This is a genomic window from Streptosporangium sp. NPDC049248 (genome assembly GCF_040678965.1).
Taxonomy (GTDB): domain Bacteria; phylum Actinomycetota; class Actinomycetes; order Streptosporangiales; family Streptosporangiaceae; genus Streptosporangium; species Streptosporangium fukuiense.
Window position 1 is genome coordinate 180,755 of the sequence record NZ_JBFAQY010000017.1, and the last position, 17,334, is coordinate 198,088.

A 17,334-nucleotide genomic window follows, 5' to 3' on the forward strand; every position below is an offset into this window, starting at 1 on the left:
CCCCAGAGATGTTTAGTAGTAGCCGCCGCCGCCGGGCTCCTTGACGGGGACCGTGTGCGCCTGGACTGCGGGCTTGAGCAGGCCGGCGCCGGCCAGCTCCTTGATCTGGTCGATGTGGTCGGCGCCGAGGTTGTACTCGGTGGCGACCGACTCGGGGTCACTGAGCAGCTGCTCGGCGAACCCGGGGTCGGAGGCGGCGCGTTGCACGAGATCGCGAACGCGTGGAGACGAGTCGCTCATTGGTCCCTCCCATGGGACGGGGTTTCGTGGGCCGGTCGGGCTTCCCACGCGATCAAGGTATGAATCCGGCGGACTCCGAACCACCGCCTGGCAGGCGTATTCCGGGGCCGCCGGGAGGCGGAGGGCACGTCTCGGGCCGGCTGCCCGGCCGCGTGCGATGGCCTACGCGTCCGGCGCGGTGGCCTAGATCCCCGCCGGTGTGGCGTAAACGGCGCGCGGCGCGGGCGGGGGCGGCCACCGCGGCGCGAGGCGGCGTAGCGTCGGGGGCATGCTCAGGTTCGCCGAGCTCGACGCCCTGCGGCGGCAACGCGGAAGGTCGGCCCTGCTCCTCATCACCGACCGGTGCCCGGTCGGCTGCGCGCACTGCTCGGTCGACTCCCGCCCGGACGGCCCGCGCGTCACCGACCACGCCCTCTTCGCGGAGATCGTCGAAGGGCTCTGCGCGGACGAGGCACTGCGGGTCGTCGGTGTCTCAGGCGGGGAGCCGTTCGTGGAGCGGCGCGCCCTCGCCCACGCGGCCCGGCGGATCCACGCCTCGGGCAAGGCACTCGTCCCCTACACCAGCGGCTACTGGGGCGCGGGCGGCGATCCCCCCGGATGGATCCGGTCCGTGCTGCGCCTGTCGGCCTGCGTCGTGCTGGGCGTCGACGCCCACCACCCGAGCCCGCGCGCCGCCGTGGCCGCCGCCGCCCGTGCCGTCGCCGCCGAGGGGGCGTGGCTGGTGGCGCAGGTACTGGACGATCCCGCCCAGATCGAGGCGGCCCGGGACCTCCTCTCCGGCGCGCTGGGGGAGGGCTGGCGCGATCTCGCCGAGATCCACCCGGTCCCGCCCCTGCCGTACGGCCGCGCCCGCGGTCTGTTCCCCGAGGTACGTCGCGTGCCCGGCGCGCGGCTGGGCCGGTGCGCGATCGCGCACACCCCGACGGTCCGCTACGACGGGCGGATCTCGGCCTGCTGCGACGAGAACGTCATCATGGGGGCAGGCCCGCCCGACCTGCACCGCGCCGCCCGCGACCGCGACGGCGTGCGCCGGGCCCTGGCCGATCTCGCCGCCGACCCGTTCCTCGCGGTCCTCGGCTCCCTGGGGACGGAGGCGCTGACCGCCCTGCCCCGCTACCGCGACCTCGCGGAGCGGGAGTTCTCCGGCATCTGCGGGATCTGCCGCCACATGCTGAGACGCGCCGCGGGCGAGCGCGACACCCTCCTGCACGCGCTGGCGCTCCTTTCGCCGCCCGGGGAGGCGGACCCCCCGGGGTGAGCCCGCCGCTCCCCGAGAGCGGGCTCCGAACGCCGTCGGCCGAACGCCGTCGGCCGAACGCCGTCAGTCGAACGCCGTCAGCTGAACAGGGCCCGGCGCAGCGCGACCACCCGCTCGGCGGAGGCACGGCGGCTGATCTCCGCCTGCGGGAGCATCCCGTCGAAGCCGTGGAAGGCACCCGGGTAGAGATGGAACTCGGTGGAGACACCCGCCCGGACCAGTCGCAGGACGTAGTCGACGCACTCGTCCCTGAAGACCTCCAGCTCACCGACGTCGACGTACGCCGGGGGCAGGCCCGACAGGTCGGCCGCCCTGGCCGGGGCCGCGTACGGGGAGACGTCGTCGCCGCCTGCCCGCTCACCCAGCAGGGCCTTCCAGCCCAGGAGGTTCGCCGCCCGGTTCCACACGATCGCCTCGGCGAACTCCAGGCTGGACGGGGTGGTGTTGCGGTCGTCCAGCATCGGGCAGATCAGCAGCTGGAACGCCAGGGCCGGGCCGCCCCGGTCGCGGGCGAGCAGTACGGTTCCCGCGGCCAGGCCACCTCCGGCGCTGATCCCGCCCACCGCGATGCGATCCGGGTCCACCCCCAGTTCGGCGGCGTTCTTGGCGGTCCACACCAGGCCCGCGTAGCAGTCCTCGACCGGCGCCGGGTCAGGGTGCTCGGGAGCCAGGCGGTAGTCGACCGAGACGATCACGCATCCCAGTTCGGCGACGTAGTCGTTGAGGCGCGCGTCCTCCATCTCGACGTCGCCGAGGATCATCCCGCCGCCGTGGATCCAGTACAGGCAGGGAACGGCTTCCCGCCGCCCGGCCGGACGGTAGATCCGTAGCCGGATGTCGGGATCGCCGTCCGGGCCCGGCACCGTCCGGTCCTCGATCGTGACCCGCTCGTCCGGCGCGAGCGGAGCCAACGCGGCGCGCGCCGCGCTCAGTTGGAGACGGAGGCCGGGCAGGTCCTCCAGCCGTACGGCACCGAGGTCCGCGACCGGCAGGGGGGTCGCCTCGAGGGCGGCGGCCAGTCCGGGATCAAGGTTCGGATGAAATGCCATATCACTCCCATGAGATCGGTCCCTTCCGTCGATCATGCGTGAACCCGCGCCCCCTTCACAACCGCGACATGGCCGAGACGAGAACACCGCCGGCCCCACCCGGCCGGCCCGGATCCACGGGTGAGGAGGGAGAGGTGAATTCCGTACCGATCGCGGAATCCATCACCAGAAACGAACCCGACAAAAATAATTGGCGCCGAGGCTGGTTTTGCCCTTCAATGAACAAAGGCAGGGGAACTCGCCCCCGGCCCAGGGAAAGGAGTGGCCGTGAACCACGGTGCGTCGCCGGTGTGGCAGATGAGGCTCCCCACGTCCGCCCTGTTCAAAAGCATTGGTCAGGCTCCAGGATGGTCAGGCGGATAAACCCCGAAAGGGAAACCGCCGGGCCGCCAGAGACTCCGTCGCAGGCGGCTTCTTCATTTCCTCTTTCGCAGCGATAACCGGACGGCCGGTTTCCGAGATGGACAACTCCACAGTGCAGCACGTTGAACGCGAATTCGTTCGGGCTCCCCTTCCGGAGGGCACGAAAGGACTCACCTCCGGGAGATTCCCGGGGGACACGCCGCAGAGGCCGAACCGGTAAGGCAGCCGGCTTCCACCCGGCAGGACGGGGTTCGAGTCCCCGCTGCGGCTCCGCCCTGAAAGAAGAGGGCCATGGGACTGGGACTCGGCGAGGGGAGTGGCGACCCCCGCCCGGTCGGCAGGCCCGCAGCGCGTCCGGTACGGCCCACGCCAACCGGCCCGGACGCGTGACGGAACGTGGCTCAGCAGGAAGAGCATCCGGCCAGGGACCGGAAGGCCGCAGGTTCGAGTCCTGCCGTTCCGACGACACCGTGTCACCACGGCGGCGCAGCACGGCGGCGCGGCATCGAACACGGCACCACCGGCGCGCCGCACGGCGCGCCAGGCCGCTCTGGCCCAACGGCAGAGGCGCCGCGCTCAGGACGCGGATGTTCGGGGTTCGAATCCCCGGGGCGGCACGCGATACGACGCCGGAGACGGCAGGGACGGCTATCCGCCGCTTCGCCAGGGCAGCAGGACGGGTTCCGCGGGAAGGTCTCCGGCCAGCAGGCCGGGTAGCAGGGCCGGCAGGTTGACCGGGAAGACCAGTTCCCGGGTGGTCAGGAACTCCCGGTGCGGCCACCAGCGGTGCGCCGAGATCTGCGAGCGCTCCAGCTCCTCCTGCCCCGAGACGTCGACGGTGTGGCCGGCGACGCGCAGGAAGAAGAACGAGTCGGTCGCCTCGACCAGGACGTCGCCGAACTCGGCGAGGCCGGAGGTACGGGCCACGACGGGCCCCAGCCGCTCCTCCGCGACGTCCAGCCCGGTCTCCTCGCGCAGTTCGCGGACCGCGGCGGCGGCCAGGCTCTCCCCCTCGTGCACCCCTCCGCCCGGGGTGGCCCAGAAGTGCTCGGCGGGCCAGTGCGCGGGAGCCTGGAACCGGAACAGCAGGAGGCGGTCGTCGTCGTCGACCAGCAGGATACGGGCGCTGGGGCGGGAGATCGGGGCAGCCACCTTCCCGATCATAGAAGCCTCTCGCCCACGGTGTCGTTCGTACGGAAGCCGCCACCGGCGGGAGCCGGTGATCGGACGTCAAGCGGTCGTCAAGGTATGCCGGGCCCCGTCCGGGGGAGGCGTCAAGCCTGGGTGCCGGGGCGTATGGAAACCGTCAAGAGGCGCAATAAGCGCGGAAAGCAGCGCTTTCCTTGCATGTGCCCTGCCCGTCGGGCGGTGGTGAGAACAAACCCTGGATGCGAGGAGTGGGATGACAGACGTCATCTTCGTCGCCCTGACGATCGCGGTCTTCGCGTTCCTCGGGCTGGTCGTCAAGGCGGTGGAACGGCTGTGAGTACCGTCAACGCGGCCGGTCTGGTCGTGGTCGTCGGCCTGGTGGTCTTCATGGTCGTGGCCCTGCTCTTCCCGGAGCGCTTCTGATGACGTCGACCACGGCCGGAATCCTGTTCATCGGATCCCTCGTCGTCGCCCTCGCGGTGGTCCACCGGCCGCTGGGCGACTACATGTACCGCGTCTACCACGACACCGGGCACCTCGCCCCCGAGCGGATGATCTACCGGTTCGCCGGCGTGCGGCCGGACGCCGAGCAGAGGTGGGGGCTCTACGCCCGCAGCCTGCTGGCGTTCTCGGCGGTCTCCGTCCTTTTCCTCTACGGGCTGCAGCGGCTGCAGGATAGGCTGTTCCTGTCGTTGGGCCGGCCGCCGGTGACCGGCCACGTCGCGTGGAACACCGCGGTCAGCTTTGTCACCAACACCGACTGGCAGGCCTACTCCGGTGAGTCCACCATGGGCCACCTGGTGCAGATGTCCGGCCTGGCGGTGCAGAACTTCGTGTCCGCCGCGGTGGGCATGGCGGTGGCGATCACCCTGGTCCGCGGCTTCGCCCGGCAGAAGACCGAGGAACTGGGCAACTTCTGGGTGGACCTGGTCCGCGGCACCCTGCGCGTCCTGCTGCCGATCGCCCTCGTCGGCGCGGTCGTGCTGCTGGCGGGCGGACTGGTGCAGAACTTCGCCTCCCCGCACGAGGTGACCACCCTGACCGGCGGCGCCCAGGCGATCACCGGCGGCCCGGTGGCCGGCCAGGAGATCATCAAGGAGCTGGGCACCAACGGCGGCGGGTTCTACAACACGAACTCGGCGCACCCCTTCGAGAACGCCACGAGCCTGACCAACTGGGTGGAGATCTTCGCGATCCTCCTGATCCCCTTCGCGCTGCCCCGCACCTTCGGCCGTATGGTCGGCGACAGGCGGCAGGGCTACGCGATCGTCGCGGTCATGGGGATCCTGGCGCTGACCGGCGTCGCGCTGCTCACCGGGCTGGAGACCGCCCACGGCGGCACGGTCCCGCAGGCGGTGGGCGCCGCGCTGGAGGGCAAGGAGGTGCGCTTCGGCGTGCCGGGCTCCGCCGCCTTCGCCGCCGCCACCACCCTGACCTCGACCGGCGCGGTGAACTCCTCCCACGACTCGTTCACCGCGCTCGGCGGCATGATCACGATGATCGGCATGATGCTGGGCGAGGTCGCCCCCGGCGGCGTCGGCGCGGGTCTGTACGGCATCCTCGTCCTCGCGGTGATCACGGTCTTCGTGGCCGGGCTCATGGTCGGCCGTACCCCCGAATACCTGGGCAAGCGGATCGGCTCCCGGGAGATCAAGTTCGCCGCGATGTACTTCCTGGTCACGCCGGTGCTGGTGCTGACCGGCACGGCACTGGCGATGGGCTCGGCCGAGCGGCGGGCCGGCATGCTCAACAGCGGCCCGCACGGCTTCTCCGAGGTGCTGTACGCCTTCACCAGCGCGGCCAACAACAACGGCTCCGCGTTCGGCGGCCTCACCGCCGACACGCCGTGGTACACCGTGGCTCTCGGCCTGTGCATGGTCCTCGGCCGGTTCCTGCCGATCATCTTCGTGCTCGCGCTGGCCGGCTCCCTGGCCGTGCAGGCGCCGGTGCCCGTCTCGGCGGGCACCCTGCCCACCTACCGGCCGCAGTTCGTCGGCATGGTCGTCGGCGTGACGGTGATCCTCGTCGGGCTGACCTTCCTGCCCGCCCTGGCACTCGGCCCGCTCGCGGAGGGAATCCAGTGATGTTCATCCGGACGTTCCAGCTGCCGGGCCGTACCCCCACCCCCGGAAACGGCAGGGTGGGCGGCGGCCTCCTCCATCCCGGGCGACTTGTCACATCGCTGCCCGAGGCGTTCAGGAAGCTCAATCCGGCCACGCTCTGGCGCAACCCGGTGATGCTGATCGTCGAGATCGGCGCGGCCTTCAGCACGGCGCTCGCGGTGGTGAACCCCTCGTTCTTCGCCTGGGCCGCCGTGGTGTGGCTCTGGCTGACCGTGCTCTTCGCCAACCTGGCCGAGGCAGTCGCCGAGGGGCGCGGCAAGGCGCAGGCGGCCGCGTTGCGCGCCGCCAAGCGCGAGACCACGGCGCGGCGGCTGCGTGGCCGCGACTCCGCCGAGTGGGACGTCGTCGGGGCTCCCGAGCTGCTGCGGGGAGACTTCGTCGTGGTGGAGGCCGGAGAGATCATTCCAGGTGACGGCGACGTGGTCGACGGTATCGCCTCGGTGGACGAGTCGGCCATCACCGGTGAGTCGGCCCCGGTCATCCGCGAGTCGGGCGGTGACAGGTCGGCGGTGACCGGCGGCACCAAGGTGCTGAGCGACCGGATCGTCGTCCAGATCACCCAGCGGCCCGGCGAGAGCTTCATCGATCGGATGATCGCCCTGGTCGAGGGCGCCGGACGGCAGAAGACGCCCAACGAGATCGCCCTCAACATCCTGCTGGCCGCCCTGACGATCATCTTTCTGGTCGCCACCGCGACCATGCAGCCGATGGCGATCTACGCCAAGGCCCAGAACCCCGGGGTCCCGGACTCACCGGCCCTGACCGAGGACGGTGTCACCGGTGTCGTGCTGGTCGCGCTGCTGGTCTGCCTCATCCCGACCACCATCGGGGCGCTGCTGTCGGCGATCGGCATCGCCGGCATGGACCGCCTGGTCCAGCGCAACGTGCTCGCGATGAGCGGCCGCGCGGTCGAGGCCGCCGGGGACGTCAACACCCTGCTGCTGGACAAGACCGGCACCATCACCCTGGGCAACCGGCAGGCGTCGGCGTTCCTGACCGCCCCCGGAGTCTCCGCGGAGGAGCTGGCGGAGGCCGCGCAGCTGGCCAGCCTGGCCGACGAGACCCCCGAGGGCCGCTCGATCGTGGTCTACGCCAAGCAGCAGCACGGCCTGCGAGAGCGCCTGCCGGGAGAGCTCGCCCGCGCCCGGTGGATCGGGTTCACCGCGCAGACCCGGATGAGCGGCGTCGACCTCGAAGGGCGCCAGGTCCGCAAGGGCGCCGCCACCGCCGTGATGAAGTGGGTCCGCGAGCAGGGCGGCCACCCCGTCGAGGCGGTCGGAGGCATCGTCGACGCCGTCTCCGGCTCCGGTGGCACCCCGCTGGTCGTCGGTGAGATCGCCGACGGCCGGGCGCGGGTGTTGGGGGTGGTTCATCTCAAGGACGTGGTCAAGCAGGGGATGCGTGAGCGGTTCGACGAGATGCGCCGGATGGGCATCCGCACGGTCATGATCACGGGTGACAATCCGCTGACGGCCAGGGCGATCGCGGACGAGGCGGGGGTGGACGACTTCCTGGCCGAGGCGACTCCGGAGGACAAGCTCGCGCTGATCAGGTCGGAGCAGGAGGGCGGCCGGCTGGTCGCGATGACCGGTGACGGTACCAACGACGCGCCCGCGCTCGCGCAGGCCGATGTCGGGGTGGCGATGAACACCGGCACGTCGGCCGCCAAGGAGGCCGGCAACATGGTCGACCTCGACTCCAACCCGACCAAGCTCATCGAGATCGTCGAGATCGGCAAGCAGCTGCTCATCACCCGCGGCGCGCTGACGACGTTCTCGATCGCCAACGACATCGCCAAGTACTTCGCGATCATTCCCGCGATGTTCGCGGCGGTCTACCCGGGCCTGGACGCGCTGAACGTGATGCGTCTGGCCGGTCCGCAGTCGGCGATCCTGTCCGCGGTCGTCTTCAACGCCCTGGTGATCATCGCGCTGATCCCGCTCGCCCTGCGGGGTGTGCGCTACCGCCCCTCCAGCGCGTCGAAGCTGCTCAGCCGCAACCTCTACGTCTACGGTCTGGGCGGCATCGTCGCCCCGTTCATCGGCATCAAGCTGATAGACCTTCTCATCCACCTCCTTCCGGGAATGTCGTAAATGAAACACATGCCCATCTGGATGCACAGGTATCTCGCCGCGCTCCGCGCGCTGCTCGTCCTGACCCTGCTCACCGGTGCCCTCTACCCGCTGGTGGTCACCGGCATCGCTCAGCTCGCCTTCCACGACGGGGCCAACGGTTCCCTCGTGGAGAAGGACGGACGGGAGGTGGGCAGCGCGCTCGTCGGCCAGAACTTCACGGACGCGGCGGGCAGGCCCGTCGGGAGGTACTTCCAGAGCCGGCCGTCCATGGCCGGCGACGGCTACGACATGCTCTCCACCGCCGCGAGCAACCTGGGACCCGAGGACGTCGTGGACGTCCTGCCCGTTCCGGGTGCCGGGGGCGAGGGCAGACGGAGCCTGCTCACCCAGGTCTGCGCCCGCTCCAGGGCCGTCGGGGAACTGGAGGGCGTCAGCGGTGCCCGGCCGTACTGCACACCCGACGGCGTCGGTGCCGTGCTGAAGGTCTTCCCGGCGGCCGGCACCCCGACCAGGGCCGTCAGCGTCAACCAGGCCTGCCCCGCGCCCCCGTTCGTCGCCGAGTACCGTGGTGTCAGGGTCGAGTGCGGTAGACCCGGCGAGAGCTACGCGGCCGGCCGCACCGTTCCGGTCCGCGGTACGACGGTCCGGGCGGTCGTGCCCGCCGACGCGGTCACCGCCAGCGGCTCCGGCCTTGACCCGGACATCTCGGTCCCCTACGCCGAACTCCAGGCGGCCCGCGTGGCCAGGGAGCGCGGAGTACCAGTGGAGAGGGTCAGGCGGCTGATCGCGGAGAACACCACGGGCCGTTTCCTCGGCTTCATGGGCGAACCGGCGGTGAACGTCCTCGCACTCAATCTGGCGCTCGACGGAGGCTGACCTCCGCCCCGGGGCCGGGGACCGGGGTCTCCACACTCAAGGAGATGTGATGAACGTAAGACGGGGGCGGCTGCGGGTCTACCTCGGAGCCGCCCCGGGGGTCGGCAAGACCTACATGATGCTCTCCGAGGGCCACCGCCGCCTCACCAGAGGCACCGACGTGGTCGTGGGCCTCGTCGAGACCTACGACCGTCCCCGTACCGCGGAACTGCTCGAGGGCCTGGAGATCGTCCCGCGCAGGAGCATGGACCACCGCGGGTGCACGTTCACCGAACTCGACGTGGACGCCGTCATCGCCAGGAGGCCCAAGGTCGCGCTGATCGACGAGCTGGCCCACACCAACGTGCCCGGCTCGCGCAACACCAAGCGCTGGCAGGACGTCGAGGAGATCCTCGACGCGGGCATCGACGTCATCTCCACGGTCAACATCCAGCACCTGGAGTCGCTCAACGACGTGGTCGAGGAGATCACCGGGGTGGTCCAGCGCGAGACGATGCCCGACGAGGTGGTGCGCCGAGCCGACCAGGTGGAGTTGGTGGACATGGCCCCGGAGGCGCTGCGCCGCCGGATGGCGCACGGCAACGTCTACGCGCCGGAGAAGGTCGACGCGGCGCTGTCGAACTATTTCCGGGTCGGCAACCTGACCGCGCTGCGCGAGCTGGCCCTGTTGTGGGTCGCGGGCAAGGTCGACGAGCAGCTCGACCGCTACCGCGCCGAGCACGGCATCTCCGGCACCTGGGAGGCACGGGAGCGCGTCGTGGTCGCGCTGACCGGCGGCCCGGAAGGCGACACGCTGGTGCGCCGGGCCGCCAGGGTCGCGGCCAGGAGCAAGGGAGCCGACCTGCTGGCCGTGCACGTCACGCGCGCCGACGCGCTGGCCGGAGTGGATCCGGCGAGCATGGTCCGCCAGCGCACGCTGGTGGAGGACCTGGGCGGCACCTACCACCAGGTCGTCGGCGACGACATCCCGCGCGCCCTGCTCGACTTCGCGCGCGGCGTCAACGCCACCCAGCTGGTGCTGGGGGCGTCCCGGCGCGGCAGGTTCGCCCAGATCCTCTCCCGGGGGGTCGGGGTGACCACGATCGCGCAGTCGGGGTCCATAGACGTTCACATGGTCACCCACGAGGAGATGAAGAAAGGGCGCGACCGAGCCCCGTCGCGGGCCGCGCTGACCCGCCCCAGGCGGGTGACCGGCTGGGTCCTCGCGATGCTCGGGCTGCCGGTCCTGGCGTTGGGACTGCGCCTGCTCCGCGACGGGGTGAACCTGCCGAGCGACATACTGCTCTTCCTGCTCACGGTGATCGTGGTCGCCCTGGTGGGCGGCATGTGGCCGGCCGTCACCGCGGCCGTGTTCGGCTTCCTGCTGCTCAACTACTTCTTCACGGAGCCGCTCGCCGGCTTCACCATCGCGGACCCGGAGAATCTGTTCGCGCTGAGCGTCTACGTGCTGGTGGCCGTCATGGTGAGCGCCGTCGTCGACCTCGCCGCCCGCAGGACCAGGGAGGCGGCCCGCGCCCGTGCCGACGCGGAGATCCTCTCCACCCTGGCGGGACACGTGCTCCGCGGCGAGCACGTGCTCGCCTCGCTGCTCGCCCGGCTGAGGGAGACCTTCGGGCTGTCCTCGGTCACCCTGCTGGAACGTACCGGAGAGCCGGTGCCCGAGGACCAGGCCGACCCCGAGGCGTGGCGGATCGTCGCCGCCGCCGGCGTCGACGTGCCCTGCACCTCGCCCGGCGCCGCGGACACCGACGTGGTCATCGACGAGCGGCTCGTCCTCGCCGTACGGGGCAGGCTGCTGGAGGCCTCCGACCGGCGGGTGCTGGAGGCTTTCGCCGCCGAGGCGGCCGTTGCCCTGCGGCAGGACCGGCTGGAGGAGGAGGCGGAGCAGGCCAGGCCGCTGGCCGAGGCCGACAGGATGCGCACCGCGTTGCTCGCCGCGGTCAGCCATGATCTGCGCACCCCGCTCGCCTCGGCCAGGGCGGCCGTGGAGGGCCTGCGGGCCACCGACGTCGACTGGTCCCCGGAGGACAGGGCGGAGCTGCTGGCCACCGCCGACGAGTCCCTGGTCAAGCTGGACCGCCTGGTCGCCAACCTGCTCGACATGAGCCGGCTGCAGGCGGGGGTGCTCGGGGTGGCCCTGGAGGCGACCGCGCTGGAGGAGATCGTGCCGCGCGCCATCGACGATCTCGGCGAGCCGTCCCGGCGGATCGAGGGTGACGTCTCCGCCGGGCTGCCCGAGATCGTCGCCGACCAGGTGCTGCTGGAACGCATCCTGGTCAACCTCATGTCGAACGCCGTCCGCTACAGCCCCGAGGACATGAAGGTCCTCGTCACGGCCAGCAGGCACGGCGACCACGTGGAGATCCGCGTCGTCGACCGCGGTACGGGCATACCGCCCGAGGCCTATGATCGGATCTTCATGCCCTTCCAGCGGCTCGGTGACCGCGACAACCACACCGGTGTCGGCCTGGGCCTCGCGCTCTCCCGGGGGCTCGCCGAGGCGATGGGCGGCACGCTGCTGCCTGAGGAGACGCCCGGGGGCGGTCTCACCATGGTCCTGACACTTCCCGTCTTCCCGGGCCCGCGGGCGCCCCTCGCCGAGGAGGGCCCGTGACCCGCTTCCCGGCCGCCGCTGGCCGATCACCCCGACAAGGTCGGGGTGATCGGCCAGCGGCCGGGTCGGCGTACCGCTACAGCGGGTCGGCGCCGTTCGTCTGGGGCTGGTTCGACCAGGCGAGCTGCTCGTTCCTGCGCAACTCCTCCTCGGTGGTCTGCTCCACCCTGGCCATGGCCCAGCGCAGGATCGGCGGTGCCATGAGGGAGGTCACGATCGCCACCAGCACCACGATCGTGTAGACCTCGACGCTGAGGATGCCCAGCCGTAGGCCCACCATGGCCACGACCACCTCGATGACGCCCCGCGCGTTGAGTCCGGCGCCCAGGGCCAGGGCCTCCCATCGGTTGAGCCTGCTGGCGCGTGCTCCGGCGTAGGCCCCGAGGAATTTGCCGACGATCGCCACGACCAGGATGGCGAGCCCGGCGAGCAGCACCATCGGGTCGGCCAGGGACGTCAGGTCCATGCGCAGTCCGGCGGTGGCGAAGAAGATCGGTGCGAAGCCGGAGAGCACCACCGTGCGCAGCGGGGCGAGCCGCGACGGTTCGACGCCGCCCGCGGTGCCGATCAGCATGCCGCAGACGAAGGCGCCGAAGACCGCCTCCAGGCCCATCGCGTGCGTGGCGGCCGAGGCGAGCAGGATCAGCACGGCCGCGGTCGCGACGGACGAGCCGGAGTCCTCGTCCCGGGAGGTGAGCCGGAACGAGTGCCGCACGAGGGGGCGGCCCAGGGTGAGCGCGAAGACCACGACCGCCAGCAGGCAGGCCAGCGAGACCAGCACGCTCCCCGCGCGCAGGCCGGTGGTGGCCATGGCCGACACGATCGACAGCATGAACCAGCCGAACGCGTCGTCGATCATGCCCGCGGTGAGCGTGAGCTGCCCGATGTTGCGGTGGAGCAGCCCCATGTCCATCAGGGTCTTGGCGATGACCGGGATGGCGCTGACGCACATCGCGACGCCGAGGAAGAGCGCGAAGACCAGCGGCTCGGTTCCGGTGGGGATGAGTGTGGCCGGGAGCAGGAATCCGGCGCCGATGCCGAACGCGAGCGGCACCAGCAAGCCGCCGATGCTGACTCCGGCCGCCGTCGCGCCCCTGCGCCGGACCATCCCCATGTCCATGTGGATGCCGGTGATGCCGACGAGCAGTAGCACGCCGATCTGCCCGACCGCGTCGAGCAGGTGGAACTGGGCGCTGTCCTGCGGGAACAGCCAGGTGGACAGGCCGGGTGCGACATGGGCGAGGAAGGAGGGTCCCAGGACCACCCCGACGAACAGTTCACCGACGACGGCGGGCATGCCGAGTCGCCCGGCCAGGCGGCCGAAGGTGAGGGCGAGCAGCAGGAGCAGTCCCACCTGCAGTAAGAAGACGAGTAGTTGATGTGCGGCGATCGGCGCCACTGGTGCCGCGAGCGTGACGAGCACGACAGACCCCTCCGATTTTCGAGGTGCCGCCCCCTCTCCCCAGTCAGGACGACACAGTGCAGAGCTTGGCAAATCAAAGATCGGCAATCAACTCTTGAAGAGCTGCCCAAAATATGCGGCAGTACCTGTGCCGCAGGTTTGTGCGAGGTATCGCCTGACTAATCACGCTTCACCTGCCGGTTCCGGTAAAGGTGGGGTGTGGCTTGGCCGCCTTGGGCGGATCGGAGCCCTCTGAGGCGGTCGGGACCGGGTCAGGGGCGGTGTCCCGTCTCGGGGTCCCCGGCATCCGGTTCCGCGGGGATGCGGGCCAGCCGCCGTACGGCTCGCAGGCCCTCGGCGGTGCCAGGCCAGTGCCGGGTGAGAGCCGCCTCGCCCGAGTGCCTGACCACCGAGCGCAGGACGAGGGCGACGACGATCGCGTCGTCGGCGTAGCCGAGGACCGGGACGAAGTCGGGGACCAGGTCGAAGGGCATGGCGAGATAGCCGAGGAGCAGCCACAGCCTGACGCGGACGCCGCGCGGCAGGGAGCCGTCCCGGGCCAGGCGGGGGATGAGCCGGAGCAGGTCGGGGAGCAGCCGCAGCGCCTCGCCGAGCGCGTTGCCGCGAGGGCGCGCGACCGCGAGGGCGGCGACGAGAGCCAGCCACAGCAGGACCAGCCCGGTCAGCGCGCCGAGCAGGGTGGTGACCCAGGTGTTCACCGTCGGCTCCTCCGTGTGGGGTGGCCCCCGCTTTTCCGGCGGGGGAGTGCGGCACCTCGGGGGCGCAGGGAGTGTCCCACAGCCGAGAATAATTCACAGTTAACCTGTAGAGATAGTAGATTAATCGGCACCGACCCACATGAGGCCATCTGGAGACGCACTGTCGGGGGGCTGCCTGATGCACGTCACGGCGCGGAGCGACTACGCCCTGAGGGCGATGCTGGTCATCGCGTTGAGCGATCCCGCCCCCGTCAAGTCGGAGACGATGGCCCAGACGCAGGGGATCCCGGCGAGTTTCCTGCGCGGCATTCTGACCGACCTGCGCCGTGCCGACCTCGTCTTCGCCCAGCGGGGCCACGAGGGCGGCTTCACGCTCACCAGGCCGCCGGTGGACATCTCGGTCGGAGACGTCCTGCGTGCCGTCGGCGGCGAGCTGACCTCGGTGCGGGGTCTGCCGACCGGGGACGTGGCCTACTTCGGAGAGGCGGTACGACTGCGCACGGTGTGGCTGAACATCGAGACCTCGATAAACGCCATCGTCGACACCGTCAGTCTGGCCGCGCTCCTGTCGCCGGTGGCCGAGAACGGCAGGCGACGCGGAGCCTGACAGCGGATGTCGACCGAACTGACGGCCCGTGTGAGACGAAGATGTCCACGACCTGAGACACCTTGCGCGAAACGTGACTTGACGTCGCCGTGAAGTTCAATAACCATGTTTCCTATCAACATAGTAGGGAAAATGGGAAGGAGGCGTCGTGCGTGCGCTCATCCTCTTAGGCCTGGTCGGCTTCGCGGCGCAACTCGTCGACGGCAGCCTCGGCATGGCCTACGGTGTCACCTCGACGACGCTGCTCCTGGCCATCGGCACCAACCCCGCCGCCGCCTCGGCCACCATCCACCTCGCTGAGATCGGCACGACCCTCGCCTCCGGTGTGTCCCACTGGCGCTTCGACAACATCGACTGGAAGGTCGTCGCCAAGATCGGTCTCCCCGGCGCCGTCGGCGCGTTCGCGGGAGCCACCTTCCTGTCCGGCCTCTCCACCGAGGTCGCCGCCCCGGTCATGTCGGTCATCCTGCTCGCGCTGGGTGTCTACGTCCTGGTCCGCTTCACGGCCTTCGGCCTGCCGCGCGGCAACCTGGGCAAGCCGTTGCGCAAGCGCTTCCTCGCACCCCTCGGCCTGGTCGCCGGATTCATCGACGCCACCGGCGGTGGCGGCTGGGGTCCGGTCGGCACCCCGGCGATCCTGGCCAGCGGCCGCCTGGCGCCGCGCAAGGTGATCGGTTCCATCGACGCCAGTGAGTTCCTGGTCGCCATCGCCGCCAGCATCGGTTTCTTCGTCGGCATCGGCTCGGAGAACATCGACTTCTCCTGGGTGGCCGTCCTGCTGCTCGGCGGCGTCATCGCGGCCCCCATCGCGGCCTGGCTGGTCCGCCACATCCCGCCGCGCATCCTGGGTTCCGCCGTCGGTGGTGTCATCGTCCTGACCAACGTGCGGACCCTGCTGCGCAGCGACTGGGTCGGCGCCTCCGGCGGTGTCCAGACGGTCGCCTACATCACCATCGCCGCCATCTGGGCCGCCGCCATCGCCTACTCGCTCCGTGAGTACCGCCGTGACCGCGACAACGAGCTGGCCGAGGCGGAGTTCAAGCGCTCCGGGGAGCAGGAGACCGCCGGTTCCCCCAGCTGAGCCCGGCGGCGCGAATCCGGCCGTGCTTCCGTGCGAAGGTCCCCTCCCATGGTGAGGGGGCCTTCCGCGTTCCGGGCCCGGGTCGGCCACCGCCGGTGCCGGGAGCCGGGCGAAACCCCGGCGTTGAAGGGCTTGGACCACCGCGGCCCCAGCACGGTGACCGCCCGGCGGCGCACGGGCCCGCATCCGCTGGCCGAACCGTTTCGGTGTCCGTAGGGTGACCTGATGCGCGCTCTGATGTGTGAGGAATTGGGGTCGGTCGCGGTCGTCGAGACGGACGTCCCGAGGCCCGCCGACGGCCAGATCGTCATCGCCGTCGAGGCCGCCGGGGTGAACTACGTCGACGGGTTGTTCGTCCACGGCCGCTACCAGATCAAGTTGCCGCCGCCGTTCGTACCGGGCGGTGAGGTCGCCGGCACGGTCAGTGCCGTCGGCCCCGGCGTGACCTGGCCGACGGTCGGAACGCGAGTGGTGGCGGTGTGCGGGCTGGGCGGTTTCGCCGAACAGGTCGTCGTTCCGGCCGCCGGCGTGGTGCGCATCCCCGACACCCTGGACGCGGCCCAGGCGGCGACGTTCGCCCAGAGTCACTGCACGGCCATGTTCGCGTTGCGGGACCGGGGCGGACTGAGCGCGGGGGAGACCGTGCTGGTCCTGGGCGCGGGCGGCGGAGTGGGGCTGGCGGCGGTGCGGGTGGCGACCGCGCTTGGCGCGACGGTCCTGGCCGGGGCGTCGAGTGAGGACAAGCGGCGGGCCGCACGCGCCGCGGGCGCCGTCGCCGTGCTCGACACGAGCGCCCAGAGCCTCAAGGATGCGGCCCGCGAGTTCTCCAACGGCGGGGTCGACCTGGTCTACGACCCGGTGGGCGGCGACCTGGCGGATCCGGCCCTGCGGTCGCTGCGGGTGGGCGGCCGTTATCTGGTGATCGGGTTCGCCTCGGGAGCCATCCCGTCGCTGCCGCTCAACCAGGTGCTGCTGCGCAACCGATCGGTCGTCGGAGTCGACTGGGGCGCCTGGTCGATGTCGGACGCCGCAGGTCAGCACGCCCTGCTCACCGAACTCCTGGACCTCGTCGCCGCCGGCCTCCTCACCCCGGCCATTCCTGCGACCGCCCCGCTGGAGGCCGGCGCGCAGGTCATGGACGACCTCCTACGACGCCGGGTCACCGGAAAGATCGCCCTCATCCCCTGAGCGCGGAAGCCTCGGGGGAGAAGCGGACGGTCATCGGACGACGAGACCTCCAAAAGGCCGGCCGTCTCCGGACCGTAGGCGAACGGCCCCGTCGGCGGCTCCGGGCCTGGTGCGCGCCGATGACCGAGGAGACTCAGGGGACGAGGAGGACGCGGCCGAGTTGGGAGCGGCTTTCCATGACCCGGTGCGCTTCGGCCGCCTCGTCGAGCGACAGCCGGGCGTGCAGTCTGGCGCGCAGTCTCCCCTCGCCCCCCAGGCCGGAGTGGAAGGAGCACGACGAGCATCGGGGCGAAGGCGACCCCCCGTCTACCGGTTCTGGCACGGCCACACCAGCGCGCTGATCGCCGCGCGACGTCCCGACCTGGACGGAGAGCTGCTGGCGCACATCCTGCTGGGCAGCCTTCAGTAGTGCTTGCGAGGAACCTCGGGCCTTCAGGCCCGAGGAGAATCGCATACGGTGCCGCGCGTTCGGCGAATCAACGCTAAAATTCACAATGTGAAATTCGTTGTGCAGGTCCGACTGTTCCCCACGCCCGCCCAGGAGGCGGCGCTGGCGGACACGCTGCGTCTGTGCAACGAAGCCGCCAATC

Annotated in this window: 15 protein-coding genes and 3 tRNA genes; 13 read left to right on the forward strand and 5 right to left on the reverse strand. The window is 70.9% G+C overall.

Annotated features, from left to right (window positions below; genetic code table 11):
- Window positions 1-12: 12 nt before the first annotated feature.
- On the reverse strand, window positions 13-240 hold the full coding sequence (locus AB0K21_RS27960) for a hypothetical protein (RefSeq protein WP_343982362.1): 228 nt from the start codon (window positions 238-240) through the stop codon (window positions 13-15).
- 268 nt (window positions 241-508) lie between these two features.
- Between AB0K21_RS27960 and AB0K21_RS27965 the strand changes: the two genes are divergently transcribed.
- Window positions 509-1,498, forward strand: a complete 990-nt coding sequence (locus AB0K21_RS27965; RefSeq protein ID WP_364154564.1) for a radical SAM protein — start codon at window positions 509-511, stop codon at window positions 1,496-1,498.
- Between the two features lie 77 nt (window positions 1,499-1,575).
- Here the strand turns inward: AB0K21_RS27965 and AB0K21_RS27970 are convergent, their stop codons facing one another.
- Window positions 1,576-2,547, reverse strand: coding sequence for an alpha/beta hydrolase (locus AB0K21_RS27970; protein ID WP_364154567.1), 972 nt, complete (start codon window positions 2,545-2,547; stop codon window positions 1,576-1,578).
- Between the two features lie 561 nt (window positions 2,548-3,108).
- Between AB0K21_RS27970 and AB0K21_RS27975 the strand changes: the two genes are divergently transcribed.
- From AB0K21_RS27975 to AB0K21_RS27985, 3 genes are all read left to right on the forward strand, one after another.
- A tRNA-Gly gene (locus AB0K21_RS27975) sits at window positions 3,109-3,180 on the forward strand.
- A 120-nt stretch (window positions 3,181-3,300) separates the two neighbouring features.
- A tRNA-Pro gene (locus tag AB0K21_RS27980) sits at window positions 3,301-3,373 on the forward strand.
- An 81-nt stretch (window positions 3,374-3,454) separates the two neighbouring features.
- Window positions 3,455-3,527 (forward strand) — tRNA-Leu (locus tag AB0K21_RS27985).
- Window positions 3,528-3,558: 31 nt separating this feature from the next.
- Here the strand turns inward: AB0K21_RS27985 and AB0K21_RS27990 are convergent.
- Entirely contained in the window at window positions 3,559-4,062 is a 504-nt protein-coding gene (locus AB0K21_RS27990; RefSeq protein WP_364154570.1) for an NUDIX domain-containing protein, read from the reverse strand.
- Between the two features lie 330 nt (window positions 4,063-4,392).
- On the opposite strand from AB0K21_RS27990, the gene kdpF reads away from it, so the two are divergent.
- Genes kdpF through AB0K21_RS28015 form a run of 5 tightly spaced genes read left to right on the forward strand, consistent with a single transcriptional unit; the run spans window position 4,393 to window position 11,747 of the window.
- Window positions 4,393-4,482, forward strand: a complete 90-nt coding sequence (gene kdpF, locus AB0K21_RS27995) for a K(+)-transporting ATPase subunit F (RefSeq protein ID WP_037972605.1) — start codon at window positions 4,393-4,395, stop codon at window positions 4,480-4,482.
- The gene (kdpA, locus tag AB0K21_RS28000) at window positions 4,482-6,143 is read left to right on the forward strand and encodes a potassium-transporting ATPase subunit KdpA (RefSeq protein WP_343974045.1); all 1,662 of its coding nucleotides are present in this window, start codon (window positions 4,482-4,484) and stop codon (window positions 6,141-6,143) included. Before kdpF ends, kdpA begins: the two co-directional genes overlap by 1 nt.
- The gene (gene kdpB / locus AB0K21_RS28005) at window positions 6,143-8,275 is read left to right on the forward strand and encodes a potassium-transporting ATPase subunit KdpB (RefSeq protein ID WP_364154575.1); all 2,133 of its coding nucleotides are present in this window, start codon (window positions 6,143-6,145) and stop codon (window positions 8,273-8,275) included. Before kdpA ends, kdpB begins: the two co-directional genes overlap by 1 nt.
- Window positions 8,276-9,133, forward strand: a complete 858-nt coding sequence (locus AB0K21_RS28010) for a potassium-transporting ATPase subunit C (RefSeq protein ID WP_343973439.1) — start codon at window positions 8,276-8,278, stop codon at window positions 9,131-9,133.
- 49 nt (window positions 9,134-9,182) lie between these two features.
- On the forward strand, window positions 9,183-11,747 hold the full coding sequence (locus tag AB0K21_RS28015; RefSeq protein ID WP_364154579.1) for a sensor histidine kinase KdpD: 2,565 nt from the start codon (window positions 9,183-9,185) through the stop codon (window positions 11,745-11,747).
- A 76-nt stretch (window positions 11,748-11,823) separates the two neighbouring features.
- On the opposite strand, the gene AB0K21_RS28020 is transcribed toward AB0K21_RS28015, so the two are convergent.
- Together AB0K21_RS28020 and AB0K21_RS28025 are read right to left on the reverse strand one after the other, a co-directional pair.
- Window positions 11,824-13,170 carry a cation:proton antiporter gene (locus AB0K21_RS28020; protein WP_343973445.1) on the reverse strand — a complete coding sequence of 449 codons (1,347 nt, stop codon included), beginning with the start codon at window positions 13,168-13,170 and terminating at the stop codon, window positions 11,824-11,826.
- Between the two features lie 251 nt (window positions 13,171-13,421).
- Window positions 13,422-13,868 (reverse strand): YkvA family protein, encoded by a 447-nt coding sequence (locus AB0K21_RS28025; RefSeq protein WP_343973447.1) that lies wholly within the window; start codon window positions 13,866-13,868, stop codon window positions 13,422-13,424.
- A gap of 178 nt (window positions 13,869-14,046) precedes the next feature.
- On the opposite strand from AB0K21_RS28025, the gene AB0K21_RS28030 reads away from it, so the two are divergent.
- The 4 genes from AB0K21_RS28030 (at window position 14,047) to AB0K21_RS28045 (ending at window position 17,153) form a co-directional block, all read left to right on the forward strand.
- Entirely contained in the window at window positions 14,047-14,475 is a 429-nt protein-coding gene (locus tag AB0K21_RS28030; RefSeq protein WP_343973450.1) for an Rrf2 family transcriptional regulator, read from the forward strand.
- A 148-nt stretch (window positions 14,476-14,623) separates the two neighbouring features.
- The gene (locus AB0K21_RS28035; RefSeq protein ID WP_343973453.1) at window positions 14,624-15,556 is read left to right on the forward strand and encodes a sulfite exporter TauE/SafE family protein; all 933 of its coding nucleotides are present in this window, start codon (window positions 14,624-14,626) and stop codon (window positions 15,554-15,556) included.
- Window positions 15,557-15,781: 225 nt separating this feature from the next.
- On the forward strand, window positions 15,782-16,744 hold the full coding sequence (locus AB0K21_RS28040) for an NADPH:quinone oxidoreductase family protein (protein WP_343973456.1): 963 nt from the start codon (window positions 15,782-15,784) through the stop codon (window positions 16,742-16,744).
- A 109-nt stretch (window positions 16,745-16,853) separates the two neighbouring features.
- Window positions 16,854-17,153, forward strand: coding sequence for a hypothetical protein (locus AB0K21_RS28045; RefSeq protein ID WP_364154585.1), 300 nt, complete (start codon window positions 16,854-16,856; stop codon window positions 17,151-17,153).
- Window positions 17,154-17,334: the final 181 nt, after the last annotated feature.

Coding starts and splice junctions, on each gene's coding strand:
- AB0K21_RS27960 (WP_343982362.1), bottom strand. CDS start 240: ATGAGCGACTCGTCTCCACGCGTTCGCGATCTCGTGCAACGCGCCGCC.
- AB0K21_RS27965 (WP_364154564.1), top strand. CDS start 509: ATGCTCAGGTTCGCCGAGCTCGACGCCCTGCGGCGGCAACGCGGAAGG.
- AB0K21_RS27970 (WP_364154567.1), bottom strand. CDS start 2,547: ATGGCATTTCATCCGAACCTTGATCCCGGACTGGCCGCCGCCCTCGAG.
- kdpA (WP_343974045.1), top strand. CDS start 4,482: ATGACGTCGACCACGGCCGGAATCCTGTTCATCGGATCCCTCGTCGTC.
- kdpB (WP_364154575.1), top strand. CDS start 6,143: ATGTTCATCCGGACGTTCCAGCTGCCGGGCCGTACCCCCACCCCCGGA.
- AB0K21_RS28010 (WP_343973439.1), top strand. CDS start 8,276: ATGAAACACATGCCCATCTGGATGCACAGGTATCTCGCCGCGCTCCGC.
- AB0K21_RS28015 (WP_364154579.1), top strand. CDS start 9,183: ATGAACGTAAGACGGGGGCGGCTGCGGGTCTACCTCGGAGCCGCCCCG.
- AB0K21_RS28030 (WP_343973450.1), top strand. CDS start 14,047: ATGCACGTCACGGCGCGGAGCGACTACGCCCTGAGGGCGATGCTGGTC.
- AB0K21_RS28040 (WP_343973456.1), top strand. CDS start 15,782: ATGCGCGCTCTGATGTGTGAGGAATTGGGGTCGGTCGCGGTCGTCGAG.